At 59.2% G+C, this 26,292-nt stretch carries 21 protein-coding genes; 12 read left to right on the top strand and 9 right to left on the bottom strand.

Annotated features, from left to right (window positions below):
• Window positions 1–107: 107 nt before the first annotated feature.
• Window positions 108–1,013 (top strand): glycosyl hydrolase, encoded by a 906-nt coding sequence (locus F4U94_RS17080; RefSeq protein WP_150412070.1) that lies wholly within the window; start codon window positions 108–110, stop codon window positions 1,011–1,013.
• On the opposite strand, the gene F4U94_RS17075 is transcribed toward F4U94_RS17080, so the two are convergent.
• The 5 genes from F4U94_RS17075 to F4U94_RS17055 all read right to left on the bottom strand — a co-directional run bounded on the left by F4U94_RS17075 (window position 946) and on the right by F4U94_RS17055 (window position 7,139).
• Window positions 946–2,052, bottom strand: coding sequence for an acyltransferase family protein (locus tag F4U94_RS17075; protein ID WP_150412069.1), 1,107 nt, complete (start codon window positions 2,050–2,052; stop codon window positions 946–948). The two genes, F4U94_RS17080 and F4U94_RS17075, sit on opposite strands and share 68 nt — an antisense overlap.
• Before the next feature lie 34 nt (window positions 2,053–2,086).
• Window positions 2,087–3,295: a beta-ketoacyl-[acyl-carrier-protein] synthase family protein gene (locus F4U94_RS17070; protein WP_150412068.1), complete on the bottom strand. Its 1,209-nt coding sequence runs from the start codon at window positions 3,293–3,295 to the stop codon at window positions 2,087–2,089.
• Complete coding sequence (locus tag F4U94_RS17065; protein WP_249042076.1) at window positions 3,292–3,549, bottom strand: phosphopantetheine-binding protein; 258 nt, start codon at window positions 3,547–3,549, stop codon at window positions 3,292–3,294. Before F4U94_RS17065 ends, F4U94_RS17070 begins: the two co-directional genes overlap by 4 nt.
• Before the next feature lie 566 nt (window positions 3,550–4,115).
• Window positions 4,116–5,462, bottom strand: a complete 1,347-nt coding sequence (locus F4U94_RS17060; protein ID WP_249042075.1) for an HlyD family type I secretion periplasmic adaptor subunit — start codon at window positions 5,460–5,462, stop codon at window positions 4,116–4,118.
• 6 nt (window positions 5,463–5,468) lie between these two features.
• Complete coding sequence (locus F4U94_RS17055; protein ID WP_170271954.1) at window positions 5,469–7,139, bottom strand: ATP-binding cassette domain-containing protein; 1,671 nt, start codon at window positions 7,137–7,139, stop codon at window positions 5,469–5,471.
• Between the two features lie 203 nt (window positions 7,140–7,342).
• On the opposite strand from F4U94_RS17055, the gene F4U94_RS17050 reads away from it, so the two are divergent.
• The 6 genes from F4U94_RS17050 to F4U94_RS17025 all read left to right on the top strand — a co-directional run bounded on the left by F4U94_RS17050 (window position 7,343) and on the right by F4U94_RS17025 (window position 14,799).
• Entirely contained in the window at window positions 7,343–8,473 is a 1,131-nt protein-coding gene (locus tag F4U94_RS17050; protein ID WP_150412066.1) for an acyltransferase family protein, read from the top strand.
• The gene (locus F4U94_RS17045) at window positions 8,454–10,127 is read left to right on the top strand and encodes a TolC family outer membrane protein (RefSeq protein ID WP_150412065.1); all 1,674 of its coding nucleotides are present in this window, start codon (window positions 8,454–8,456) and stop codon (window positions 10,125–10,127) included. Before F4U94_RS17050 ends, F4U94_RS17045 begins: the two co-directional genes overlap by 20 nt.
• 568 nt (window positions 10,128–10,695) lie before the next feature.
• Window positions 10,696–12,066 carry a sugar transferase gene (locus tag F4U94_RS17040; RefSeq protein WP_249042074.1) on the top strand — a complete coding sequence of 457 codons (1,371 nt, stop codon included), beginning with the start codon at window positions 10,696–10,698 and terminating at the stop codon, window positions 12,064–12,066.
• 315 nt (window positions 12,067–12,381) lie between these two features.
• Window positions 12,382–12,711 (top strand): hypothetical protein, encoded by a 330-nt coding sequence (locus F4U94_RS17035; RefSeq protein ID WP_150412064.1) that lies wholly within the window; start codon window positions 12,382–12,384, stop codon window positions 12,709–12,711.
• Between the two features lie 188 nt (window positions 12,712–12,899).
• Window positions 12,900–14,342 carry a GMC oxidoreductase gene (locus tag F4U94_RS17030; protein ID WP_150412063.1) on the top strand — a complete coding sequence of 481 codons (1,443 nt, stop codon included), beginning with the start codon at window positions 12,900–12,902 and terminating at the stop codon, window positions 14,340–14,342.
• Window positions 14,343–14,355: 13 nt separating this feature from the next.
• On the top strand, window positions 14,356–14,799 hold the full coding sequence (locus F4U94_RS17025; protein WP_150412062.1) for a hypothetical protein: 444 nt from the start codon (window positions 14,356–14,358) through the stop codon (window positions 14,797–14,799).
• Between the two features lie 581 nt (window positions 14,800–15,380).
• Here F4U94_RS17025 and F4U94_RS17020 read toward each other — a convergent pair.
• A complete protein-coding gene (locus tag F4U94_RS17020) occupies window positions 15,381–15,791 on the bottom strand; it encodes a hypothetical protein (RefSeq protein ID WP_150412061.1) in 411 nt (136 codons plus the stop codon).
• 615 nt (window positions 15,792–16,406) lie between these two features.
• On the opposite strand from F4U94_RS17020, the gene F4U94_RS24780 reads away from it, so the two are divergent.
• On the top strand, window positions 16,407–16,736 hold the full coding sequence (locus F4U94_RS24780; protein WP_211363313.1) for a hypothetical protein: 330 nt from the start codon (window positions 16,407–16,409) through the stop codon (window positions 16,734–16,736).
• Between the two features lie 662 nt (window positions 16,737–17,398).
• On the opposite strand, the gene istB is transcribed toward F4U94_RS24780, so the two are convergent.
• Complete coding sequence (gene istB / locus F4U94_RS17010) at window positions 17,399–18,148, bottom strand: IS21-like element helper ATPase IstB (protein ID WP_428842954.1); 750 nt, start codon at window positions 18,146–18,148, stop codon at window positions 17,399–17,401.
• 42 nt (window positions 18,149–18,190) lie between these two features.
• Window positions 18,191–19,744 (bottom strand): IS21 family transposase, encoded by a 1,554-nt coding sequence (gene istA / locus F4U94_RS17005; RefSeq protein ID WP_150412105.1) that lies wholly within the window; start codon window positions 19,742–19,744, stop codon window positions 18,191–18,193.
• Between the two features lie 179 nt (window positions 19,745–19,923).
• Here istA and F4U94_RS17000 point away from each other — a divergent pair, with 179 nt between their 5' ends.
• Window positions 19,924–20,181, top strand: a complete 258-nt coding sequence (locus F4U94_RS17000; RefSeq protein WP_150412058.1) for a DUF6894 family protein — start codon at window positions 19,924–19,926, stop codon at window positions 20,179–20,181.
• An 832-nt stretch (window positions 20,182–21,013) separates the two neighbouring features.
• Here F4U94_RS17000 and F4U94_RS25380 read toward each other — a convergent pair.
• The gene (locus F4U94_RS25380; protein WP_150412057.1) at window positions 21,014–23,731 is read right to left on the bottom strand and encodes a M10 family metallopeptidase C-terminal domain-containing protein; all 2,718 of its coding nucleotides are present in this window, start codon (window positions 23,729–23,731) and stop codon (window positions 21,014–21,016) included.
• Window positions 23,732–23,838: 107 nt separating this feature from the next.
• On the opposite strand from F4U94_RS25380, the gene F4U94_RS16990 reads away from it, so the two are divergent.
• From F4U94_RS16990 to F4U94_RS16980, 3 genes are all read left to right on the top strand, one after another.
• A complete protein-coding gene (locus F4U94_RS16990; RefSeq protein ID WP_150412056.1) occupies window positions 23,839–24,177 on the top strand; it encodes a hypothetical protein in 339 nt (112 codons plus the stop codon).
• A gap of 151 nt (window positions 24,178–24,328) precedes the next feature.
• Window positions 24,329–25,663, top strand: a complete 1,335-nt coding sequence (locus F4U94_RS16985; RefSeq protein ID WP_150412055.1) for a UDP-glucose dehydrogenase family protein — start codon at window positions 24,329–24,331, stop codon at window positions 25,661–25,663.
• Window positions 25,664–25,764: 101 nt separating this feature from the next.
• Entirely contained in the window at window positions 25,765–25,968 is a 204-nt protein-coding gene (locus F4U94_RS16980; protein ID WP_150412054.1) for a hypothetical protein, read from the top strand.
• The last annotated feature ends 324 nt before the right edge of the window (window positions 25,969–26,292 follow it).

Raw genomic sequence — 26,292 nt, 5'->3', positions numbered from 1 at the left:
CCTTTGACACTCTACCCCGACTGCGTTGCTGCGTCCCCCGGCGGGACTGAAGTTGAATGCAGCAAAGTCGTTCGACTCGCAACCGCCGGCTGAAAGGAAGTTGACCCATGATGGGCCATAATCGAGGTGGATCGACAGCTTTCATCCCGCTTCTATTCTACTTTCTATTGTTCTTTGCTCCTGCCTTGCCGGCATCGGGACAGGAGAGGGTGGATCCAGACCGGATCGATTGGCCGGAAAAAATCGGTGTTGGCACCTGGCCGGTGCATGGACGGCAACGCATGGTGACTGACGTGGACAAGACAGGCGCCCGCTGGTTCTACGATTGGAGCGAGGGACAGGGTCAGGATGACAGGCGATTTGTGCCGATGGTCTGGGGACGAGACAGGTCGGCGCCGCCGGGCACTGCGATCCTCCTCGCTTTCAACGAACCTGATGAGCCGCGACAGGCTGCCCTGTCGGTGGGCGAAGCCATCAGGCTCTGGCCAAAGCTTATGGCCACAGGCGCCAGACTGTCCTCACCGGCAACATCGCGTTTCGAGACCCTGGGGCCTCGCAGCTGGCAGGAGCGTTTCATGTCCCGTGCCGAGGCGCTGGGGTATCGCATCGATTTCATGGCGGTCCATTACTATGCCACGGATCCGGATGTTGCAGCATTCGAGGCTTTTCTGCAGAATGTACATGCCCGCTACAACAGGCCGATCTGGGTGACAGAATGGGCGCTTGCCGACTGGGTCGGACCAATCCGCTTTTCTGCCGCACAGCAGCGTGCCTTCTTTGAGAAGGCGGTCCGGATGCTGGACGATCTGCCTTTCGTGGAGCGTCACGCATGGTTCGGAAGCTATGCCGGGCTCGACGGCAGCGCACTCAATTCCGAACTGGTCGATGGTGACGGGCGCCTGACCGACCTTGGCGAGAGGTTTCGACTGGCCACCGCGGGCAATCCTAGGATGCCGCAATGCGACCGCGGGACCCAAGAGACGACGTCACCAGTTGAACAGACCATCTGCTGAAGGAAAAGCACCATGCAAGCGATCGGTCCAGCATGGGACGCAGCATGAGAAACGCCGCAGCGTGCACGATCGGGTTGAGCGCGAGCGTCAGCAGATAGGGGACAGGCCCAGGCGGGAAGGGGAAGAGTCTGACAAGCGCGGGATAGAAGGCCGCGATGAGCCAGCCATGGAGGAGGAGGAACTGGATCGAGGCTTTTCCGAACCATTGCGCTATCTGGGGCAGCTGCGGAATGAGCCGGAGTTGCGAGGCCCACAGGAGGAATGGCAGAAACGCAATTTCCTGCGCCACAACCAACGGCACAAAGCCCTCGCTCCCCACTATCGGAAAAGGCAGGAAATCGGCATTGCAGGTCCAGCACAAGCCGTCGTTCAACAGGTCGGGTCCATTGAACCAGGCCGCGGCCAGCGAAATGGAAAGACCGCTCAGGCCCAGCCAGGCCGGCACGTCCTGGTTGCGCGGAATGCGCATCCCCACGATAAAGAAGAAGAGGGCATATGGCCAATTGCGCCACTCATACAGATTTCCGGGAAAATGCATGACATGGGCCAGCTGGATCAGTAGCACGATCCCCGCAGCGAGGATGGCGAACCGCAATTTGCTGTATTCGAACAAATAGGCCAGCGGCCTTACGGCAGCCAGAACAATGAAAAACCAGGCCACAAAGGTTGAATAGCCCGTGCCGTAGACCACAGGGCGCACGAGCGCGCGGAAAATATCCCGCAAGGTCTCGGGCGGTCCGTAGATCAGGGCGTTGAGCACGAATCCGCCGACATGGGACAGGGCGGCCAGCGCAACCAGCATTATCGATTGCACCGCCACTGTATCGAATCTTCTGCGACCCAGGCCGCGCGCGCCCATGCCGCTCAGAAAAAAGAACACCGACACATGACCGGCAAGCAGCTTCACCTGAAGAAGTGCCGCCGTCGCCGAGGCCGGATCCGGCACCGTCTTGAGCATTGCAAAGAGCATATGCAGATAGAAAACACCCAGCAGCATATAGCCCCGGGCGATGTCGCTCCGCAGGTCCAGCGTTACCATGCCAGAGTTACCATGCCAGAATTACCATGATGGTTCAGTCAACGGCCGAGAACGCGAGGACCGCATTCAGCCCTCCGAACGCGAAACTGTTCGACAGGGCATGACGGATACGAACATGGCGCGCGGTCTGCGTCACCAGATCCAGTCCCAGCGTCTCGTCGGGCTGTTCGCAATTGGCCGTCGGCGGAACAACCTGATGATGCAATGCCTTGACGGTCAGCAGCGCCTCCATGGCGCCTGTAGCGCCCAGGCTATGGCCCAGCGCCCCCTTCGTCGACGAGACCAGAGGCAGCGGCGCGTCCCTGAACAAATCGCAGATGATCCCGCTTTCAATCCGGTCGTTCATGTTTGTCCCGGTACCATGCGCGTTGATATAGTCGATCTGGCTTGCAACGAGCCCGGCATCCTTCATGGCTATTTCCATCGCTTGGCGGGTACTGCCCGGATCAGGCGATGTCAGGTCGGCCGCGTCCGCGTTCGCGCCAAAGCCGGTCACTTCGGCATATATCCTGGCGCCGCGATCCACAGCCTGAGCCCATTCTTCCAGGACGAGAGTAGCTGCACCCTCGCCGAGCACGAGTCCGGATCGGTTTGCCGCGAAGGGACGGCATGTGTCCGACGAGAGGACGCGCAGTGCTTCCCAGCCCAGCATTGTGCCTGCGGTGATGCATGCCTCCGTGCCACCGCACACCGCGATCCGTGCGGCGCCCGAGCGTATCATCTGGAACGCCATGCCTACTGCATGCGCGCCGGACGCGCAGGCACTTGCTATGGCAAGCGTCATGCCATGCAGGCCAAGATCCATACTGATCTGACTGGCAGGCGCATTGGTCATCAATTTGGGAATGGACAGTGGATGCACCCTCGGTTTCCCCTCGCCATAAATGGCATGGAAATTGTCATCCAGCGTATTCATGCCTCCCACGCCTGTACCGATGATCACAGGCGTATTGGCCGACGCGGTCGCGGCGGGATCGAGGCCGCTGTCGCTCAGTGCCTCGCGCGCGCTCAGAATGGCAAATTGCGACGTTCGATCAAGGACCGATAACTGTTTCAGCGAGAAATGGTCAGCGGGCCGGAAATCGCGGACCTGCGCCGCTATCGGGCAAGTCACCAGGTGGCCGCGGGCAATGTCCAGGGGGCCGATACCATTCTCGCCGGCAACGATTGCACGCCAGGCATCAGTCACATTGTTACCGACCGGCGAAATCGCGCCGACACCTGTGACCGCTACTCTCGTCATGCCGGTTTTTGCTTTGCCAGCATGGCCTCGACAACACTCACAATATCCCCGACCGTCCGCAACTCCAGTGTGTCGGGAGAGTTCGCATTGAACGAGATATCGATATTGAACTCTTCCTCGACAGCAAAGACGGTCTCGATCACATCAAGGGATTCATAACCGGCTTCGGCCAGGTCAGTTTCTGCCGTGAATTCCGAAGGGTCGCGACCAAGCTGCTTGGAGACGATGATCTTTACAGTTTCAAGAATTGGCACCGCTCATTCCCCCTGACCTGAAATGACCGAATGTCATATGGATTAGCAACCGCAATATGTAAGTTAATTTACTGTTGGACAAGAAAATTCAGCCTCGCTCGTTCCCTATATAGGACATGTCCGCGGATCGATATCCTGTGCGAAAACGCCTGCCCTGCTCGAGATTCTCTGGCCGGGCACGCAGATACCAGGGAATCGCAAAAGAGAGAAGGCGTCATGGCCTTCCATGAGTGCGCAGGCATGGGGCTGCCGTTCGCGCCCGACGTCCTGTCACCAGCGCAACGCCGGCTGCAGGACGCCAGTTGCCCCCGGATCTTTCAAGGACATCCGGCGCGGAGCGGCCCGGGTAGCCCGCGACCAGAACCAGCGCCATGTCTGCTGGCCATGTCTGCCGGCCATCTCAAGGTATCAGCCCAGCCTGGTGGCGGGCCGCACACCGGCTACGCTGTCCGTCGGCCCCAGGACCTGGGAGGCAAGGTCCAACAGACAGCGTCCGGGGATGCCCGTTCCACTAGTCTCGTGACGCCGCACTCGGGGGTTGCCGGTCAGAAGTTCCCGGCCATTCCTCAATTCTCGCGGAAAGCACGCCTGAACTGATCGGTCAGGGGCTTGACGATGTAAGACAGCAGCGACCGCTTCTCGGTCTGGACGAACGTCTCGACCGGCATTCCCGGCTTGAGTTCAAGCCGCCCGAGACGCTTGATCTGCTCATCATCGACCTCAACGCGCAGCTTGTAAAAGCTGTTGCCGGTTCTCTCGTCGGTGGCGCGTTCGGGAGAGATATATGACACCGTGCCCTCAAGCTCGGGCGTGGTCTGGAGGTTGAATGCAGTGAAACGCACAACCGCTTTCTGGCCGATATGAAGCTGATCGATATCATAGGGGCTGACGCGCAGTTCCACTGTCAGACGATCGGAATCGGGGACTATTTCCATGATGGTCTGCATCGAGGGTACCGTGCCGCCAACCGTGGTATAGGCAAGTTTGTCGACGATGCCGTCATAGGGTGCGCGAACGACGCTGCGATCAAACGTATCGCCTGCGGATACAGACCGTATCTCCTGCTCGTTGAGCCTTGCCTGCACATCGGCAAACTGTGCGCCCGCCTCGCTTCGGGCAGACTGTTCTGACTGCATCGAGAGCTGACGCAGCTCGGCGATCTTCGCACGGGTTTGCGCGATCTGGGCCCCGAGCGAGGCTGTGGTGCCGTCAAGATCGACGGCGGTGCGTTCGAGCTGGTTCAGGCGAGAGATAGTCACCAGCTTGCGCTCGTACAGCGAGCGCAGGCCATCGCGTTCCGGGACTATGAGCTTCGACTGTTTCTGGGCAGCCTGTGTCTGCGCCTCCAGTGCGGCTATCTCCTGGCTCGCCTGTCGAATTCGCTCTGCATATTGCGCCTGTTCACCCTCGCGGGCCCGGCGACGCAGGGCATACAGGCTGGCTTCCTCGGCCATGGCCTGCTGCAGGGCCGGCGTAGCCTTGGCGGTCATGTCAACGGGAAAGCGCAGCGGCCGGCCGTCGCGTTCGGCCAGAAGCCTCTCGCGCGCGGCCAGCAACTGATCCACGCTCTCCCCGGTCTTGGCAGCGCTCGCCTGGGAGACGGTGCTGTCGAGGCGCATCAGGATCTGGCCTTTACGGACGCGGTCGCCCTCCTTGACGAACATCTGCGAGATCACCCCGCCGGTCGGATGGCCGATCTTCTTTACTCGACTTTCGACTGTCACTTCCCCCTGACCAATGACCGCCCCCCGCGTCTGGATGATGGCGGAGAGAAGAAACAGTGTCAGGAACAATCCCCCGATCGCGAAAATCCCGATGCGGATGCTGCGCCGAAGCGCGATCTCGGGATGGGCAAACAGCTTTTCTTCACTGAGATCCCGGACAGGGAAGGGGCTTGGCAACTGATAGCTCAACTGTTCTTACTCCTTGGCGTCTGCGGATGGCCTGGAAGCCTCTTGCGACCGGGGCGGGTTGCGGCCTTCCAGCAACCGTTGACGCACATCCTGTTTCGGACCGAAGTCCTGTACGGCACCATCGCGCAATACCATGATCTGCTCTGCAACGTCGACGGTCGCAGACGCATTGCCGACAATGACGATGATGGCGCCGCGTGCCTTTGCATCGGCTATGGCCTGGCTGAGGGCCTGTTGGCCGCGCCCGTCCAGATGCGTGGCAGGCTCGTCAAGAAGCACCAGGAATGGATCACGATAAAGCGCCCGCGCCAGAGCCAGCAACTGGCGCTGGGCGACCGAGAGGGTGACGCCATCTTCCCCTATGCTCGTCTCATACCCCTGTGGCAGTCGGACGATCATATCATGGATTTTTGCCGCTGCACCTGCGGCTATAACCGCTTCGGCGGTTGCCGCGGGATCAAATCGCGAAATATTCTGGGCGATCGTGCCGCTGAAGAGATCCAGGGTCTGGGGCATGTAACCGATGTGCCGCGCAAGCTGGTCCGGCTGCCATTGATCGAGCGCCGCATCGTCGAGGCGGATTTTGCCGGCAACGGTGGGCCAGATATTGGCAAGAGCCTTCAGCAGCGAGGATTTCCCTGAACCCGACATACCGATGATGCCAAGCACGTCACCTGCTGACAGGCGGAAGGCGGCATCGCGCAGGACCACCGTGCGGGTGCCTGGAGGCGCCACTGCGAGCTGTTCGACGCTCAAGGTGGAAGAGGGCGAAGGCAAAGCCGTTCTGTCGACCCGAACCGATACGGCATCCAGCAGTCTGCCCAGATTCCTGAAGGCGTCGTGCCCATCGACCAATGGCTTCAGATATTCCGAGACCCTCACGAGGGGAGCAAGCGAGCGCCAGCCCAATATTGCAGCGGCCAGTACGACGCCCGGACTTGCCTTGTCTGTCATCGCGAGCCAAGCGCCGATTATCATCAACAGGATGAACATGATCACGGCCATGGTATCTTGGACCAGGATGTTCACCGTCTCGACGTCGCTGATCTGCTGCTCGAGCACTGCGAAGCGCCGTGTACTGCGCCGCCGAGCCATGACGACGTCAGGACGCATGCCCAGACCGCGGACCAGCTCGGAGTGACGTCGGTGACTTTCGGTGACCACATGCCGGTCGCTCAGCATCGGCAGCAGCATGCGATTGGCTGCGCGGATGCGCCTTGCAGCGCGATAGAGCAGCGACGCCATGATGAGCACGCCAAGAAGCAGCGTCAGGGCTAACCAGGCGCTCAGGAATATCATCACGATCAACAGGGGAATGAGAGCGGCCAGATCGAGGGCCGCCGAGGCGCCCTGGCATGACAATGCACGGCGCATGGCGTCAAGCGCCTGCGTGATTTGCATGTCTTCAGCGAGGCTGCCATCGGGGTTTCCAGCATGGCTGCGCGCCTCGATCGCTGCTTCGCCGAGCCTTATATCGAGGCTGTCGGCAAGATGGCGAAGGGCTTGCGAGCGCAGATATGCAAAGGCCGTCATGAACGCAACGGCCACAAGCGTCAGCGCCATCACACCGACAAGGGTTTCCCCGCTACGGCCCACCATCGCGACATCAAACAGAAGGATGCTGAAAATTGCCAGCACGACCGGAAACAGTGCCAGCACCGTCGTAAGGAACAACAAGCCGGCTATTGTCCCTTTCAGCCCGTGGGTTAAATGGCACATACTGCGAGACTCGCCGCTAAGCAAATTGATTACCCTACCGATCCGATTCCGTTGGAAACAACGCTTCTACTAGTGCTAAAGTTAATTCGTTTCTAATCAATAATTTCTAATCACTCCATTCGATGATATGTCGCAAAACGGGTGGCTGATACAGGGGTGGCATGACAATCACGGACGAACGGCTGAGACCGGAACGCAATAACCTGACGCTTGTCCGGCTGGTCCTCGCCTCGGCCGTCATTGTCACGCACTGCTACTGGCGGGTCTACAATGTGTCAGGTCAGGATGGCCTGAGCCGCTGGCTCGGCGTTCCGCTTTCGGTCTATGCCGTAGACGGGTTTTTCTTCCTGAGCGGATTTCTTGTCTATGGAAGCCTGGAACGCCGCGCCAACGCCGGACGCTTCATAACGGCGCGCCTGACGCGTATGATGCCGGGCCTGCTCGTGTCGGTGTCGCTCACGGTACTGGCAGGCGCGCTTGTCACGCCACTGGCGTTTCCCGTCTATATGACAGGCGAGACGATGAAGTTCGTCTTCTATAATCTGACATTGCTCGGGGGGCATTACAGCCTGTCCGGCATCATGTGCGGCGCGCATCCCTGCATCATCAACGGGTCGTTATGGACGCTCCACTGGGAAGCCCTGTTCTATCTCGTCCTTGCCGGGTTGGCGCTTGTCGGCATGTCGGGGCGCAAATGGATGGTCCGCCTGATCTTGCCTGCAACGCTGATAGGGGCATTTGCCTGTCATGTCCCTGCGATCAATAGCCAGATCGGGATTTCCGGAGGGAAGGGCGCGCTGTACTTTGCGGAGAATATCGACCGCTTGTGGACGCTGTTCGCCCTCGGCATCGCTGCAAGGATATGGAAGGGTTACATCAGATTATCATGGCGCGGGCTTGGGGCGCTGTTCATCCTCAATCTCATCGCCCATCACTGGAACGTCAATATCCATGTCCAGACCGTCTTTGTGGGATATGCCATCTTGTGCTGCGGTTTCCTGTCAGCCCGCAAGCGCGCCGTTTCGGGTGGTTGGCCCGATTACAGCTATGGTATCTATATTTATGCTTTTCCTGCAATGATGGCGGTGGGAAGCCTTGCTGATTTTGACAATGCGCTGATCCTCGCCGCCATCAACTTCCTGTGCGTTATTCCGCTAGCCGTTTTCTCCTGGCATCTGATCGAAAAGCCGGCGCTGGATCTGATAAGGGACAAGCGCCGGACGGGGCGGAAGGAAGAGTTGCGGGAGGCGAGCGCTGCACACAGGCTTGGGCATGAGCGTCCGGCCGGTTGAAAGATCGGCCGTCCATGGCGGAAATATAGTCAGTCCCTTATCGCGCGAAGCCTGTCGCAGCAGCCAGGGGATATATCATGTGGGGGCTTATCTAATGCAGCGAACGGCGTATCACTATCTTCTTGCGGGGCTTGTCGCCTGCGCAGGATCGGCTGTCCAGGCACAGGTTGCCGGACCCGATGCCGGTTTGGAGCGGCGGCGTCCGCCATCGCACGCGGTTGCTCCGGTCGCCGGAGAAATCCGGACACTCTCCGATGCGATCAGGATGACCTACTGGAACAATCCCACACTTCTTTCCCAGCGCGCGCGCGTGCGTGCGTCCGATAACCGGCTGCCTCAGGCGCGTGCGGCTTATGGACTCAATCTCAGCGCGCAAGGATCATATGGATACCAGCGTGACCGGTTCCAGACCGCCCTGGGATGGGCAGGCAACCAGGGATGGTCCAGCACGGCGACAGCAATATTGACCCAGCCACTCTTTACGTCCGGCAGAAGTGCAGGTGGCGAAAAGATCGCCATTGCCGAGATTGCCTTTGCCCGGGACACATTGCGCCTTACCGAGACCCAGACGCTTCTCGACACGGTGACCGCTTATGTCTCGGTCATTCGCGACAGAGAGAATGTGTCGATCGCAAAGGAGAATCTTGGTCTGCTCGGACGACAGCTGACTGACAGTCGCGCTCGCTACGAGGTGCGCGATATCACCTCTGCCGACCTGCAGCAGATCGAAACACGCGTCGAACTGGGCCAGGCGCAGCTGCTGCTGGCTCAGGGGCGACTGGCCGGCAGTGAAGCCCAGTTCGTGCAGCTGGTGGGCATGGCGCCGAGCCAGTTGGCGCCGCCTACCGAACTCGATATCGGGCTCGGGACGATCGATCAGGCCTACGCGTTGAGTGAACGCCGCAGCCCTGTCATCCGGGCGGCCCAGTCCCGTGAGAAGATCTCGCGCGCTTCTGTCGATGCAGTCCGAGCCGAGTTCGGCCCGGATATCAACCTGCGGGGCACAGGCAGCTATGGTTCTGTCACGCCCTATGCCGATAATCTGCGTGCTACAGAACTTCGCGGAGAGGTAGTTCTGACCATGCCGCTGCTGGACGGAAACCTACGTCTTTCGCGCCTTCGCGAGGTGCAGGAGGCGAATTCGGCCGATTGGCGGCTCATTGACCAGGCCGTCCGGGACACAAATGAAGCAATAGCATCGAGCTGGCAGCAGCTCGCCACGACGCGCGACTCGCTTGCGAATTATGAGCGAGCCGTAGCGGCGGCGCGCAAGGCCTATGACGGCGCGGTGGAGCAGGAGACCGCCGGCGCCCGCACGACACTTGACGTTCTTGATCTCGCGCGCGATCTGCTGAACGTGCGTAATGGATATGTCTCGGCCCGTGCGGACGAGTATATCCTGCGGGCTGGACTGCTGGCAGCGGTAGGTGAGCTGGACGCCACGCAGATGGTGCCCGATGTCGAGCGATACGATCCGAATGTCCATTTTGAAAAGGTCCGGGGGAGAGGGGATACTCCCCTTCTCACTCCCCTTCTTTCCGGTCTGGATCACCTTGGAGGTGGACCACGGGTCGACGACCGTCCGATCACCGATCCTGGCGCCGGCGTGCGCATTACCCCTCCTGGGCCCATACCGCCGGCGCCTCGCCCTTGACAGGGCGATGCGCCCCGGCCTGACAGGATCCTTGCGGGCCGGCCCCGGCCCGATATGTCCCGGATGCCTTTCCCTGCGCTGTCAAACTGTCCTGATGATACCGCTCATGGCTGAGGGCGCAGGCAGAGAGTGGAAATACTACCCCGATTTCTCCACTTCCATAAGAACAGTGCAGATGCTTCAACGCTTCATGACGCTGGTTGCCTGGCGCGCGGAGGGCCGGCGTCGTTCATGGTGCATTCCGCAGGAAGATGAAGGCGTCAGAAATTCTTGAAGCAGCATTCCTCAGCCCGGACAGCCGCTATTCTGGCGGCATGGAGGAAAGGGCTGTTCCGGTGTCGCCGCCGGGGCGGACGCGCCCGGCTGCTCTGTCCCGCATTCGTCGGGATCGGTGAATCCCGATTCGGGGCATTTCGCACATGCGAAGAAATCGATTGGACTATTGAAAGAATCGGTTTAGGCCGCGAAAATATGAATGTAGCGTTAGGGATGTCAAAACAAGAATAGGCCCGAAGGGGACTTGGGTCATGAGGGACCGGCAGGTAGAGTGAAGGGGTCAACGGTGCATATGATGACCAGAAAGGATGCTGCGGTTGCGAATTTTCGCGGCGGCGGTAGCCAGGTCCGTATCGGAGTTTATGCGCTTCAGCTGCTTCTGGACTTGCTGGTGCTGTCGGGCAGCTTTCTCCTCGCAAGCCTGATCCGATTTGGTGAGCAATCGCCGGGAGATAGCTGGGACTGGGTACTTGTTCTCATTCCGCTCTATGTGGTCGTCGGCTTCTACGGTCGGCTCTACACGCTGGATTCCATGAAGTCCCTGCGAAAGTCCACGCAAAGAGCCATTTTTGCGCTGATGTCGACCATGGCGATCATCTTATTCGCTTTCTTCGTCATCAAATACACCGACAATGTCTCCCGGACGATGTTCTTCCTCGGCGGCGCGATGTCGTTTCCGCTCCTGATGCTGGTGCGTATACCCGTTTTTCTTTTTGTCGATCGGGTCATAGGCGACCGCTTCGTGCGAAAGCTCTTCATCGTCGACGGCGTCGGCCTGCGGCAGATGGCTGGTTATGAAGTCGTGGACTGCACGGAGCTTGGCCTGAAGCTCGACCTCAACGATCCTGTCATACTGCACGCGCTCAGCATGACCATCATGGAATATGATCGCGTTCTGGTGGATTGCCGGATTGATCATCGCGAACAGTGGTCCCTGTTTTTGCAGGCAGCGGGATGCATAGGAAATCTCCTCATCCCCGAGCTGCAATCGGTGGTTTCTGATCACTCGAAACTTGATCTGGAAGCGGCATCCATTCGCGTCTCGACCGGCCCCCTGGATTTACGAAGTCGGATGGTAAAGCGAGTATTTGACTTAACGATATCATGCCTGTTGTGCTTTGCCCTGGCTCCTCTTTTTATCGTGATCGCCATTGCAATAAAAATTGACAGCAAGGGCCCGGTTCTGTTCAAGCAACTCCGGATGGGCCGCGGTAACAGGCTCTTCTATGTTTTCAAGTTTCGGAGCATGCGGAACGAGGCGACGGACATGAACGGTGTCCAGTCCGCCTCGCGCGATGATCACAGGATCACGCGAGTAGGCCGCATCATTCGTGCGACCTCGGTTGATGAGCTGCCGCAACTCTTCAACGTTCTGCGAGGCGAGATGTCCCTTGTTGGTCCGCGGCCGCATGCTCTGGGATCGAAGGCCGGCAACGATCTGTTCTGGCATGTCGATGTCCGTTATTGGCTCCGGCATTCAACCAAGCCCGGCATTACCGGCCTTGCCCAGGTGAGAGGCTTCAGGGGCGCAACAGATACGCATCGCGATCTGACCGAGCGTTTACGATACGATCTGGAGTATCTGAGAAACTGGTCAATACTCAGGGATATCGGCATACTTCTGGCAACTGCCGGGGTTGTGGTGCATAAGAAAGCCTATTGATCAGCTGGCGGCCACCTGAAGGACGGGTTTCACCGGATACAGGGCTGCCGGACTCGGGCGTCCTCTGTGTGACAACCTGCCCTTGATCGCACAGGCCCCTGCCAGCCGGGGTACCGGATCTGTCCCAGATCCGGCGCGAAGTTATCGGCATGATGAGCATGCAAGCCGACCGAGAGCGGCACCATGATGTCGCCAGGGACGTGGCGCGGTAATCGACTTGCAGACATTTCAGGCAGGTGTAGGCTCCATTTTATGGATGTGCCGAGATACGCCCGATCAAGCAGATACTTACGCGCTGGATTTCCAATCATCGTCTTGATCGCGCTTGGAATATATAGCGCTTCGCCGCGGCCTACGCATAACCAGATCACGCTCAAGGCGGTCGCGGCCGATGCGCGGCTCCTGATGGCGGCTCATCCGGTACGGGCGACGCAAGACTGGATTTACATTCCCAAAGACCAGTGGCCGTCGGCGATCGCGAAGCTGAACCCGGAATTTGTTACCGTCGGCTATGGCACGGTGGACATCACGACCAAGCCGTTTCTCGATGGAGGGTGGGGTTACGGCTTTGCCATCGATGATCGCCACCTCGAGAAGTGCTGGTCGAAACTGGGCCATGGCATGTTCTGGCACAACCCCTGTTGAACCCGCCACTATTCGTACCCGATACAGCTGGCGATCATACGGGCTGGTCGGCGCATATTACTCTGCCAATAATGTATCGCAATCGGACAAATTGCACTTCAGTAATGAAGAATAGCGAAGTCATACCTTGACTTCAAACCGATGTTCGCGGCAAGCGTGCATAATCCTCTGGAGCGCCTGATCAAACTATGCCCAACATAATCGACCTTGGCAGTGCGAGCGGCAATGCCTATGATCTCGTCATCATAGGTTCCGGATTTGGTTCTTCATTTTATTTGCATAGACTTTTGAATAGCGGCGCCCATTCGAACATTCTTGTCCTGGAGTGGGGAAAGCATAGGCCGCACGACTGGCAAATCGAGCAGGACCGGCATAGTGATATCCCTGCTCACAAGACATTCGTTTCCAAATCTTCAAAGCCCTGGAACTTCACTGTCGGCCTGGGCGGCGGAACCAATTGCTGGTTTGCCCAGACACCGCGGTTCCATCCCAGCGATTTCAAGCTGCGATCCAAATATGGCGTAGGCATGGATTGGCCATTTGGCTATGACGAGCTTGAGCCCTATTATGCTGCCGCTGAAGAAATCATGTCGATATCCGGCGACGACAGGATGGGCAAGATTCTGCCCCGCTCGACCCCTTTTCCGCAACCACCCCATTTGTTCACAACGCCGGACAAATTGATGGCGGCCGCGCAGCCTGACCAGCATTTTCCCATGCCAACCGCACGTGCTCGCGTTGCAACCGAGCGACGACCGGGGTGCTGCGCCAGCTTCCGTTGCACGCTCTGTCCGGTCGACGCCAAATTCACGCTGAACAATGGCCTGATCGAGCTCTATGATAACGACGCGGTGAAGCTGGCGCTGGACGCAAAGGTCGTTCGGCTTGAAACGCGAGGGAATGTTGTCGTCGCCGCCATAGTGGAAACCGGCGGTAAGGAAGTGCGGGTCAGCGGCGACCGGTTCGTTCTGGGTGCAAACGCAATTCACAGTCCCGCGATCCTGCATCGCTCCGACATGGCTGATGAACTGACCGGAGCCGGCCTGCACGAAACTTACGGTTGCGACGTTGAAGTGTTCCTGGACGGAGTGGACAATTTCGATGGCAGCACGATTACGAGCGGGCTGAATTATGGTCTTTATGACGGGGATCACCGTCGGACCGCCGGCGCTGCACTGGTCTATTTCGACAACCGCTGGACGCATGGTTTGCGCGCGACACCTGGCAAATGGCGCCAGACGCTGCCGCTCATGATCGTCATCGAGGAGGCGGTCGAAGATCACAACAAAGTCACTGTCGACAGCGCCGGTGAGGCAGTCGTAACGTACGCCGGCCCGTCTGACTACGCCAGGCGGGGTCAGGAGCGGGCGCTGGCCGAGCTTCCGAGGTTGCTTGATCCCCTTCCGGTCGAGGAGATTTCCTTCCGTTCGCAGCGGGCTACCGAGTCCCATCTTCAAGGAACCCTGCGGATGGGCAAGGACCCTCGCACGTCTGTCATTGATGAAAAGATGGTGCACCACCGGTGGCGGAATCTGACGGTTGTGGGCACTTCGTCGTTTCCAACGTGCGGAATAGCCAATCCGAGCCTCACGGCCGCAGCGCTGTCGCTTCGGGCAGCTAGCCTCATCTAAAGGATATCAAGGCATGGGCGCTCTAACTCGCCGCCAGACAGTGGCGGCCCTGATAGCAGTCGGAGGAGCTGCTGCAATGGCCGGTGTCGGTTTTCTCGCCGATGATCGTGAGGAACTTGTGCGAACAATTATCCGGCGATCTGTAGGCGACTTCAAAATGGCCGACGACCATTTTGAGGCCCTGATAGAAGATCTGGAGGAGCCACATGACAAGGGGCGAGTAAGATTCGCTCTCTATCATATGGTGGCGATCACGGATCCCGATACATTGTTGAGGCTGGCGCCCTCACGAATGAGCGAAAGCTACCAGAAATACGAACGGCGCGTGGTAACTGCATTTCTCACGCGGACGGACTATCTCAAGATCAATCCCAGAACTGACGCGGTCACATTTGTAGGCGGGGAAGCCTGCACGAGCCCGTTCGCCCGGATCGCAGAGCCAGAGCAAACCATATAGTCCGGCCGATCCTTCGGTCAGGGAAAGTGTAGCCAGGCCGCGATCGTGTCAGGCGTGGAGCATGTTTCGGTAGCAGGCCGATCCACCGCAAGCGGCGCTGGCGCGCCTGCGTGTCTCAAGCCACCGACCTGTCCCATGTTCCCGCCGCGCCTTACGAGGAAGACCGGCCCCCTTTGAGCGGGCTGGTTGCAATCGGGCAGGCGCAAAGGTGCAGCAGAGGGCGCCGCGCACTGTCCTTATGGCTACGTTGGTTGGCCCAGCGTGCCTCGGACAAGGCTTCGCCAAACGCGAGTGCCTCAGCGGGCGCAGATGATGTTTGCCAGGCCGTTGGCAAGGGTAGTCGCAGATGCCGTCAGGCACGCGATAGACGCCATTGATTTGGGAACCGCGGACCAGGGGCCGCTGCGGGCGGAAGCGACTGTGGATTGATCGGTTGATGGCATGCGCGCCGCTTCGATCCGGTTGTCATTGGTGAGCGAATACGGGGCGAGATGACTGCTCGGGCTTGCGCCTGCCATTTGCCTGCCGGTCGGTCCAGTCTGTCTGCCCTTCCGGAAAGACGGAGGCCTGCGACCAATCTGTCAGAAGAAACCAGCCAGGCGTATGCCAAGCCAGGCGCCGCCAGCGCCCAGCGCCCATGCTGCCAACGCAGCGGCTGAAATGACCAGGCTTCGGGCGCGTTTGGAAAGCGACCAGCCTTCCACGCGGGCGCTTTCTGTTCTTGGCGCAGCGCAGGCTGGAAACGGTGCCGCGATGACAGTATCAGCCGCTCTGATCCCAGCGATATCATAGGGGCCGAGCGGCGCATTGAACCTGATACCTGCCGACCCGTCCCCGGCCCAGATCACATCGGCCGTCATCATGCCAAATCCGGGCAAGCCAATGCTGATGCGGTCGCGGGGCGCGAGGCCGTGAACGGCGGACAGCCGGCATCCGTCGCTCGAAATATCGTCTATGATCACATCGGTGGGCACGAAATCGAGATCGCGCATGGTGGAGGCCCGTCCGATCTTGTGACGTTCACCCATGCGGCCTACGCGCGCGATCTTAGCGTTGATGGCTCCGGACATCATTCTTTCCTTTGTGCCAGTCGATCCTACCTGCAACATCCTAAGGACCTGTAAATTGTGCAGATTCACACCGATGGCCCCTGATCACACCCTTATGGGCCGAGCACCGGGCAGCGATCGGTGTGGAACCGGTCTGTCTGGTCCAGGCCAGACCAGACACGGCCTGTTCACATCGTATCTGACGGCACAACGTGCAGGCCAACGTCGCGGACCCTCGATGGAAACTCGGGCGCGTCGTCCCGACCCTTCGAAACGCTGATCCGTCATCGGGACACATGCGGTTCTCACAAAGCCGCCCTGCATTGCCCGCCGCATCCCGCGATGTTTCAGGATAGCAAGGCGTAGCGACCCTTGGCAACAGGAGAAGGCTGCATGGAAGCAGTCGGACAATCAACCCCAATCGTCGAGCGGAAGCAACGCGGTTTGCCAGTTCTGATTTGCTTCAAGCGCCGCGCACCTGCTCAACAAAGCTTCGCGTGAAGACCGAAGCTTGCTGAATTCGGGGAGAGGAACCCAATAGCGCGTCCCGCCCATATCATGGTCGCTTCTTTCGGAGATGACCTTGCAAAGATCATCGATGAGCAGGGACAAGGCCTCAAACTTCTGTACGTTGATGCGGACAAAATTTGTCCTGTCGACGCCTTCAACAGCGCGGCGCATATTTCTTGCCTCCCGGCGGGCGTTTTCCAGCACCGCATGATTGTCTCTGTGTTCCATCACCAAGCCTCCACCGCCTGCCTAGCACTGGATGGTTTACGAACTGTTACCCATATTGTCGGGCTGTTTCCGATCAGCGCGTTTGCCGCCCCGCTGCTGTCCATCTACGCTTCAGCTTGGGCAGGCGATATGAGCGCCGGAAATGGCTAGGTGCATCAGGCCCGCATCCTGCCGCAAATGCGTCGTGTACCCGTCTGTTCAACTATGGGCGTCCGCCAGATAACCGATTTCGGGCGGATCGCTGATCTTGCCAGGTTGCGCGGACCTGTTGCGTTGCCGGGCGCTGACTGACCTGCGATCGGGCGCAGGACTCGTGCGTCTGGCGTCAGGGTAGGGGGTAGTGATGGCATCAGGCTTGGGGACAAAGCTGCTTCCGGTAGCCAGACATGGCCGCGCTGCGCAGTGGGATCCCGCCAGCGTCACCATCGCAGGATCGGGCGGCCAGGCAGGCCTCCGAAGGCTCGCCATGCATCGGGATGGGCGTCTTGCCGCCGAGCCGGACAAAGCGACCTTGCCTCAGCGCTTGCTTCAAGCGTGGCGGCTGCCGGCCTCGGGAGCAGCGTTTACGTATCAGGAGCAACACATATGTCTGGCCCAGTCACCTGGGAGAAACCACTTTTCCGCCTCTGACCGCACTATCTTTATTGATTCCCGGCAGTGACGACCGCTATGAAGAATGTAATGGAAAAACCTAGCCTTATGCTGCCATGCTGCGTATTTCGCAAAAGTCGGACAGCTGCTTCGCTAAATCCCGGACAAGCGCTTCAGTAAATCCGGGACAGCTGGTTTAGGCATTGGATGCCTGGTTGCTGTTAGGGTTGAGTGATTTCCGGATTTGGATCCTGGGTCAAGCCTGAAGGCGCTTTTTGTCGTCGCATGCTGTCGCCTTCGAGGGCGATGCGATGAGCGTTATGGATGATGCGATCGAGGATGGCGTCGGCGATGGTCGGCTCGCCGATCATTTCGTGCCATGCCGCCACGGGGAGCTGGGCAGTGATCAAAGTGGATTTCCGGCGGTAACGTTCTTCGAAGATTTCCAAGAGGTCGAGACGCTGCTGATCATTGAGGCTGTGCGTGCCCCAGTCGTCGAGAATGAGCAGCTGGACGCGTGCAAGTTTGTCGACCACGCGTGGGAAGCGACCGTCGAGGCGCGCGAGTGCAAGATCTTCGAACAGGCGCGGCATGCGCAGATATAAGACGGAGTGATCCTGACGCGCCGCTTGTCGCCCGAATGCGCAACCCAGCCACGTCTTTCCTGTGCCGGTTTGGCCAGTGATGATGAGATTTTCGCGGGCATTGAGCCACGCGCCTTGCGCGAGTGAGAGGATATTACGTCGGTCCATGCCTCGGCGTGCGGCGAAGTCGACATTCTCGATACAGGCGTCGACGAAGCGAAGCTTTGCGCTGGCAAGCCGGTTGGTCAGCCGCCGGTCGGCACGAGCGGCGATCTCGCGGTCCAGCATGAGCCCGAGCCATTCGTCGCGGGTCAGGTCGCCTGAAGTGTCCTGCTCGGCAATGTCGCGCCACGCGGCCGCCATGCCCGCTAGCCCCAAGCTATGCATTTGATCAAGGGTAGGATGCGTCAGCACAAGATCGTCCTTTCATTATTGGTAATAGGACCCGCCACGGATGTTGCCGTGCGCCGGTGTTGGTTTGAGCGGCCCCGTTGTCGGTTGGATCTTGTCGAGCCCGGCTTTGAGGATGGCGTTGACTGAAGAGTAGGTGACGGCACCGATCACCAGCGCCCGGTCGCAGGCCGCTTCGAGCCGATCGTGCTCATAGCGCCGAGCAAGGGAGAGGATGCCCATCGCAGAGCGATAACCCTGCTCGGGGTGCGGCTTGTCGACCATCAACCTTTCCACGAAAATCGCTGTGTTAGGACCGGTTTTCCTGGCACGTTCGATCAGGCTTGCTGGTGATATGTTCGCATAGCGCTGATGCGACTTGGGCATATGCTCGTTCACCGTGACATGCCCGCGGCGCTGAGATGTCCGCATATGGCTGGCGACCCGCACATGATCGTAGAAGATTTCTACCACCCGGTGCGTCAGCCGAACATCCACCTGCCGGCCGATCAGCCGATGCGGTACCGAGTAGAAGGTCTTATCCGCCTCGATATGATAATCAGGGTGAACGCGGGCCGTTTTCCACTCGGCATATTCGAACACTGACGTGGGCAACGCTGCCAGAGCTGTCCGTTCGATCTCCTCGAAGATCGCCCGGCGGGATTTGCCGACATGGCGCATGGGCCGATCATTGAGATCAACCAGCAGGTCCGCGATCGCAGCATTGAGATCCGCCAGGCTGAAGAAGCGCCGATTGCGCAGACGCGCCAGGATCCAGCGCTCTACTATCAACACAGCGCCCTCGACCTTTCCTTTGTCGCGTGGTCGCCGGCTCCGGGTTGGCAGGATCGTCGTATCGTAATGCTCGGCCATCGCTGCAAAGGTCGCGCTGAGCGTGGGCTCGAACCATAGCGCTTTGACAACGCCTGACTTGAGATTGTCGCACACAATCGCGCGCGGGACCCCGCCGATAAAGCTCAGCGCACGGCACTGAGCGTCGATCCAGTCCGGCAGCTGCTGGCTCAGGCTTGCCATCGCAAAGGTGAACGAGGAAGCGCCAAGAACCGCCACGAAGATCTGCGCCGGAGTGATGACGCCAGTCACAGGATCGATCAGCGGAACGGTTTGACCAGCATAGTCGGTTTGCATCACGGCGCCCGCCTCATGCCGATTGCGGAAGCTGACATGGGTCCGCCGCTGGAAGGACAGGAATCGATCGCAAAACCAGGTATAGCCGTACCCGTTGGGATGAGCGGCCCGATATTCCTGCCATAGCAAGACCAGCGTCACGCCCTTGCGCTTGATCTCCCGCGCAACGAGCGGCCAATCCGGTTCTTCCCGATCCTGCGCAGGGCGGCCCACGCGCCGGAATACAAGCCGTTCAACCGCAGCGTCATCGTCATAGCCCGGCGGCAATGGCCAGACTGTTAGCCCCGCCTGCCGCGCGCGCAGCAGGTACGTCGACACTGTCGTCTTGCTCAGCTTCAGCCGCTCTGACACGGCCCGTACCGACAAACCCTGCTCGTAGGTCAGCCGGAGGATCGATCGCATGTCTTTCACGTCGGTTCGTCTCGTCTGCTTCCGCCTTGGCATCACCCCTCCCATCGCAACGATGAGGAGCAACAATGCCAGAGCGGCGCATCACAAAGCCCAACCTTGATCCCGTCCCAAACCCTGTCCGGGATTTAGCGAAATCACTGTCCCGTATTTAATGAAATGCCTGTCCGCGACTTAGTGAAATCACTGTCCGGGATTTTCCGAAACACGCAGCCATGCCTCATTATCACCTGAATCTCTATCATGGCGGTCAGGAGATCGATATCGACGGCACCGAGTTTGCCGATCGCTCCGACGCCATGAGGGAAGCCGTCCGCGGGGGAAGGGCTGTCATGGCGGAGCAACTGCTGGCTGGAGAACCGATCCACCTGCATGATCGCATCGAGATCGCAGACGCAGACGGTAAAGTGGTCGAGGTCGTCAGTTTCCGCGATCTGATAACGATCAAAGATGATCAGCCAGCTTCAGATTAGGTTGCCTTGAATTGCCGGCCAGCCATCTGCGAGTTTCGCAAGGCCCGGGAAGCGGCCGGAGGATCGCGCGGCTTTGCCTTATGGCCGTGCGACCGGACCGACCGGGCACGGGCGTCCCTGACGCGGGTGCGACGGGACATCGGCGGATATGGCAAGGAAAGGCTCATCAGTGACCGGAGGTTGCAGGGGCATCGGGAAACACCCTGCATCCCCAGATGGTGGCGGGCCGCATCATTGCCATAGCACGGGTTAGAACGACAGGGCTGCTGCTTTGGCGACAGGTGCGCGTGAGGGCATCAACCCCATGATCGGAAGCTTCCCCGTCAATCTGCATCCCGCGACATGGACCTCAGTACGTTCCGGTCCTCCCGCAGCTTGGTCGCAGGTTCTGGCGGTCGGCATTAGGCTCCTTGGTCTTCGCCGTCCGTGACAGTCTGTCGCCGGCAAAACGCGGCGGAAGGAGGAGGGACATCAGGATAAGGACGGTGCCAGGCAGCAGAATCTCCCGGCTGGAGAGCAGAAATCACTGTTCTTCCGGCTGCTGTCTGAAGCGAGACGTTTGCGCTGGGCCGGGCGATCCAGAGCGGACTGTTATCTGAACGTGCGCCCTTCATGGACGAGCCGGGAATCTGATGCCACTGTCCTTTTACAGGACAGTGGGGGTCCGGGTCTCTGTGCAATCTCTGCCAGCACCGCGGACATGTACCAAGGGTCAGGAATGCAAGCTGCACAATCGCGAAACTCTGTCAGCAAGAGCTGCAAGGCGCGGGGCATGACGGACCAGGATCCGCTGCTCGATACCAGGCAGCGCATCCTGTCGTCCGGGAAAGGTTTACACCAGCAATTGCCCAGCCTGGTTCGCATCCGAGAAGGAATTGATGTAGGTCGACCACATATTGGTGATCACGATCCGCTGAACCTGGCCATCCTCATTGGTAAGCGCAACCGCGAGATTGTTGTTACCCAGCGCCTGCCGCGAGACGCTGATCCGGCTAGACCCGAGATCCGCTTCGCGCAGCCCCTCCAGACTTGCGATTATCGCTGAGTTTCCACCGTCAAATGCATTGACATGGGCAGAGTCGTAGAAGGTATCGTCGCCAAATGCGCCGAATACGAGCTCATCCCCTTGTGCAAAGTTGAGATCATATATCCGGTCCAGATCAGAGCTTCCGCCAATCTGGTTACCATAAAAGCGGAACTGGTCGGCGCCGCCGCCACCCCAGAGCTGATCGTCTCCCGAACCGCCGAGAAGTATGTCATCGAATTTGCCGCCACGCAAAACGTCATTTCCGCTGCCTGTCTCCAGATAGCTTTCGTAGCGTGAATTGGCTCGCACATCATCGTTACCAGCGGTTCCACGCACGATCTGGGTTGCCGGCAACTGGTTGGTCGTCAGCCAGGCATCAGCAAATGTCCATTTCTCGATACCCGTCAGCACGTCGCTACCATCTCTGCCAGGGTCGCGATCGATGACCTTGAACGATCCATCCTGCTCGCGCAGAATGACATAGTCGTCGATATCCCCGGTATAGACGGCAGTATCATATCCTGCCCCCCCCACGATGATATCGTCGCCGCCCCGGCCATAGAAGCTGTCATTCCCGCTGTTGCCAACCAGCTTGTTGGCACCGTCATTGCCCAGGAGCGTGTCGTTGCCAGAACCGCCGGTTGCATTTTCGATAACGACGCCATTTGCAATGGTGTATCCGCCGCGCAGGCCGCTGTCGCCAGGCCCGTTGAGGTAGGACAGGACACCGCCGCCTGTGGGAGAATAGTCGAGTGTCGCAGCCAGAAGGTCGATGGTTGCGTTTAGCGTTCCACTATACGCAATCTCGTCAACGCCCCCGGTGTCCCATATCGTCTGGTAGAAAGCGTCGTTGACCACGTCGGTCAGCCGATAGACGTTTGCCCCTCCATTATGCTCATGGACACCATATCGGATCTGCAACTGGGCGATGTCGAAGGCGCTCAACGTGCCGGACCATCCATTGTCGATGCCTGCTCCGGTATAGGGCGAGGGGCCGTCAGGATGAAAATCCCAGGCGTCGTTATAGGACATGACGGTGTAGACGCCCTGGTTCAGGTCGTAGATACCGTAGGATCCGGTTGCCGCCGTCACGCCCAGCATGACCTCAGACCCGCCGCCATTGTCGTGAGGATGCGCAAGACCATGTGCATGACCAAATTCGTGAAGGATGACCCCGAAAGAATAGCCCCCCTGCTGGAGGCTTTGCTGCTGATCAAAGCTCCATCCGCCGCTCAGGATGTTGAAGACGCCAACGCCCTGGTCAGCCCCGTATACGGGATCTTGGGGGAAGAAATATGCACCATAATCCTCGGACTCAGCTTTCAGGAGCCGGAAAGTGGCCTGGTCGAGGTCAGTCGTGATCTCGTAATTTGTGCCGAGAATTGCCTCATACTGCTCGAGTGCTGCCATAATCTGGCTTTTTTCGAAGTTGTTCCAGTCAAAGGTGATCATGGGTGAAACGCCGTCATCGGCGGTCTGATTAAAATTCTCGTCCGAATCGCCGAAGTAGACGAAAGCGGTCGGCGTGCCGTTCACGTCAACAAACGGCACGTTGCTGGCGCTTTCCCAGTCGATCGAGTCAAGCGGGTTCTTGTCTTCGATATCCACTTCCTGGGTCGTGATGGAATATCCGCCGGTCCATGGCGCCCAGCTGTGGGCATCGAGATAATATGTGCCGGATTCCTGCGCAAAGAAGCCGATTTTCGCACTGAGGTCGCCAGAGGCGAAATTGATGTCATCGTTGAACGCTACGACGTTGCCCTGCGCGTCATAAAGAGCCAGTCTCGGATCAACTTCTCCGGCCGGCAAATTTCCATAATCGGATGCATAGTCGGCGCCGCCAGCCATCTCGACCGTGTAATATCGTCCAGCGACCACCTCGATGGCGTAGGTGTCCACTTCGCTATAATCAGGTCCATAAGGGCCGGTGCCAGCGTCGATGAAGCCATAGGTCACGGCGTTCAGCGCCAGCGCAGGCGCTGAAGCGAAACTGTCCGGTACGGCATCGGCAGATGGTGGGGTGACCATGTCCAGCGTGTAGCTTCCGGCCAGACCGGAATCCGGATACGCTCCCACGCCCAGATAATGTGTGCCGGTATAGCTGGCGGTATAGGTTATGAGGGAGTTGGTGCCATCTCCCCCGTCATCATCGGTGAGGAGCAGTCCTGCAGCGCTGAGCGTGTTATCGAAGAGATAGACGAAGGTGTCGGAAAGCGGGCTGCTTCCGCTGCCGCGCACCGAGAAGAGATAAGTCTGTCCTGCGACAAGGTCCATGCCATAAGCGTCGATCTCTCCGGCAGAGATACTGCCGTCCGTCATGATGGCGGCGCTCATTGCAATATGCGGCTGATACGACAGGTTGGCGCCCGACAATCCGGTCGAGACGGAAGCGTAATTATGCGCGCCATTATCCGATAGCGCAGAAGTCTTCCGCAACGATTGTGAAAGCCCCAGACTTTTCGCGTCCAGAAATGAATAGCTTCCAGCAGCATCTTTTTCGACGACAATGAACGGAGATGACATGGTTTACTCCCCTCTTTAGCAGTGCCCCAATCCGCTGGGGGAGATGAAGGACTTAAAGCGGCAGATTGTCAATGGACCTTGCAAAGCTATTATGCCATCTTCTCAGCATGCTGTTCGCAACTGCTCTTCTTCTGTCGATCAGCGCTTTGGACGGGGGTGGCAAGGTGACAAACGAGGGCAGCCCGGTTCAGCCCTGCAAGACCTTTCCCCGGCGGCAGAAAGATGATGCGACAGGCGCCGTGTCCGGCCTGCCTTACGCGCGAGGGCGCGCGTTCGGAAGCCTGGAGGAATATCTAGAGCATCTTCGGAGCAACGCTGCCATAGATCTGCCCTGGTGGCGAGAAATCAAACCGGGCGTTTACGAATATGTCTCGCGATCGACTTCCGCGCCCAGAAAAATTGCCACGAGAGAGCAACTGAAGGCGTGCTTTGGCTTCACGCACTAGACTGGCCGCCTGTTCACTGCTTGGCTGAAGCCGCGCAACTGTGCGCTGTTCGTACCGCGCGTGTATAACACTTTACAAAATCGGTAGTTTTTTTTACAGCGCCAGCAGAGTGATAATAGTTGGCTCGTCGGAGCTGGTGGGTGGGGCATAAGTGAAAATCACGATGATCGGCACAGGTTATGTAGGTCTGGTGTCGGGAGCCTGTTTCGCGGATTTCGGGCATGACGTCGTCTGCGTGGACAAGGATGCGGGCAAGATCGCGGCCATCGAGTCCGGTCGGATGCCGATTTATGAGCCGGGCCTCGACCAGCTCGTCGGCAGCAATGCCGCGGCGGGTCGCCTGACCTTCACCACCGATCTGGCGGCAGGCGTCAAGGGCGCGGACGCGATCTTCATCGCGGTCGGCACGCCGTCGCGTCGTGGCGACGGCCATGCCGACCTCAGCTATGTCTATGCCGCCGCGCGCGAGATCGTCGAAGCGCTCGACGGCCCGGCGGTGATCGTCACCAAGTCGACCGTGCCCGTGGGCACCGGCGACGAGGTTGAGCGCATCGCCCGCGAACTGCGCCCGGACCTCGACATCCAGTGCGTCTCGAATCCCGAATTCCTGCGCGAAGGCGCGGCGATCGGCGACTTCAAGCGCCCTGACCGCGTCGTGGTCGGCACCACCGGATCGGAACGCGCCATTGCAGTGATGAGCCAGATCTATCGCCCGCTCAGCCTCAATCAGGCGCCGTTGATGTTCACGGGTCGCCGGACGGCCGAACTGATCAAATATGCGGCCAACGCGTTCCTCGCGACCAAGATCACCTTCATCAACGAGATGGCGGATCTTTGCGAGGCGGTGGGCGCCGAAGTGCAGGACGTGTCACGCGGTATCGGCCTCGACAACCGTATCGGTTCCAAGTTCCTCCACGCCGGCCCCGGCTATGGCGGCTCCTGCTTCCCGAAGGACACGCTGGCGCTCGTCAAGACCGGCCAGGACCATGACGCCCCCAGCCGCATCGTCGAGACGGTGGTGCAGGTCAACGACCTGCGCAAGCGCGCCATGGGCCGCAAGATCGTCAAGGCGCTGGGCGGCGACGCCCGCGGCAAAAAGGTCGCCCTGCTCGGCCTCACCTTCAAGCCCAATACCGACGACATGCGCGACGCGCCCAGCATCGCCATCGTCCAGGCGCTCGAAGATGCCGGCGCGACCATCGTCGCCTACGATCCCGAAGGCATGGAAGTCGCCGCCCCCATGATGGCCAGCGTCACCATGGTGAAGGACGCCTATGAGGCAGCGCAGGGCGCCGACGCCGTCGTGCTGGTCACCGAGTGGGATATCTTCCGCGCACTGGACCTCAAGCGCATTGCAGCGACCATGAACGGCAATGCGCTTGTTGATCTTCGCAACATCTATCGAGCGGGCGATCTTGTCGGGACAGGCCTGGTGATCACGCGGATCGGGTCGAGCGGATATGACGGTAACTCCGGGATTAAGTAAATGGTCACCTTTAGCGCCTAATTGATATTGCAATATATTTGTACTGCGATGGGTCGGACCGTGCTGTTGACTTGTGAACTTTGCCGTAATCATGGCTATTTATGACTACGAGCATTGTGTATATTGCTGCCGGATTATTCCTGGCAGTGTGGCTGGCTGGCGGAGTTTCCCTTTGGCGAAAGCAGAACAAAGCGAGAGATCGCTTTAAAATTACCTTCGGTGACAGGATTTTTGCGATCTTCTGGCCGACATCCTATATTGTCCTGTGCGTTATCGTCGCATTGCGTGCCCGGCCGCCTAAATGATCTGCGTATTCCTGCAGATTACCGATTTTAGCCGGTTCACGATCGTAGGATCTTCAGGTGCGAGACTGTTTCGACCCTGATGCCGTCGAAGCCGGCTGCGCCTGTTCTTCATGCGTGTCTCCGCTGCGTGGATCGAAGCGAATTCTTGCAGATGCTCGCCTTGTCAGCACGGTGCGCCGTCTGTTCGGGGCGGGACACAGGTGGGCACCTCCATCAACCTGGTGATCTGAGCGGATGGGTGCGTAATTGGCCGGCATGGGCGTGATTTACGTACTGCGTGGTGGCTCCATACCGCTGCCTTTTGGCCGAAGTTTCGGGTTTCGG

It is taken from the genome of Sphingobium limneticum (assembly GCF_008710155.1).
Lineage (GTDB): Bacteria > Pseudomonadota > Alphaproteobacteria > Sphingomonadales > Sphingomonadaceae > Sphingobium > Sphingobium limneticum.
This window is presented reverse-complemented; position numbering and strand designations above follow the sequence as displayed.

Bases quoted from the DNA above. Each gene is read 5' to 3' on its own strand.
- F4U94_RS17040 (WP_249042074.1), top strand. From the start codon at position 10,696: ATGATGACCAGAAAGGATGCTGCGGTTGCGAATTTTCGCGGCGGCGGT.
- F4U94_RS24780 (WP_211363313.1), top strand. From the start codon at position 16,407: ATGGTCGCTTCTTTCGGAGATGACCTTGCAAAGATCATCGATGAGCAG.
- F4U94_RS17075 (WP_150412069.1), bottom strand. From the start codon at position 2,052: ATGGTAACGCTGGACCTGCGGAGCGACATCGCCCGGGGCTATATGCTG.
- F4U94_RS17030 (WP_150412063.1), top strand. From the start codon at position 12,900: ATGCCCAACATAATCGACCTTGGCAGTGCGAGCGGCAATGCCTATGAT.
- F4U94_RS17080 (WP_150412070.1), top strand. From the start codon at position 108: ATGATGGGCCATAATCGAGGTGGATCGACAGCTTTCATCCCGCTTCTA.
- istA (WP_150412105.1), bottom strand. From the start codon at position 19,744: ATGCCAAGGCGGAAGCAGACGAGACGAACCGACGTGAAAGACATGCGA.
- F4U94_RS16980 (WP_150412054.1), top strand. From the start codon at position 25,765: ATGACTACGAGCATTGTGTATATTGCTGCCGGATTATTCCTGGCAGTG.
- istB (WP_428842954.1), bottom strand. From the start codon at position 18,148: ATGCATAGCTTGGGGCTAGCGGGCATGGCGGCCGCGTGGCGCGACATT.
- F4U94_RS17025 (WP_150412062.1), top strand. From the start codon at position 14,356: ATGGGCGCTCTAACTCGCCGCCAGACAGTGGCGGCCCTGATAGCAGTC.
- F4U94_RS17000 (WP_150412058.1), top strand. From the start codon at position 19,924: ATGCCTCATTATCACCTGAATCTCTATCATGGCGGTCAGGAGATCGAT.
- F4U94_RS17020 (WP_150412061.1), bottom strand. From the start codon at position 15,791: ATGCGCGATCTCGATTTCGTGCCCACCGATGTGATCATAGACGATATT.
- F4U94_RS16990 (WP_150412056.1), top strand. From the start codon at position 23,839: ATGCTGTTCGCAACTGCTCTTCTTCTGTCGATCAGCGCTTTGGACGGG.
- F4U94_RS17050 (WP_150412066.1), top strand. From the start codon at position 7,343: ATGACAATCACGGACGAACGGCTGAGACCGGAACGCAATAACCTGACG.
- F4U94_RS17070 (WP_150412068.1), bottom strand. From the start codon at position 3,295: ATGACGAGAGTAGCGGTCACAGGTGTCGGCGCGATTTCGCCGGTCGGT.
- F4U94_RS17045 (WP_150412065.1), top strand. From the start codon at position 8,454: ATGAGCGTCCGGCCGGTTGAAAGATCGGCCGTCCATGGCGGAAATATA.
- F4U94_RS25380 (WP_150412057.1), bottom strand. From the start codon at position 23,731: ATGTCATCTCCGTTCATTGTCGTCGAAAAAGATGCTGCTGGAAGCTAT.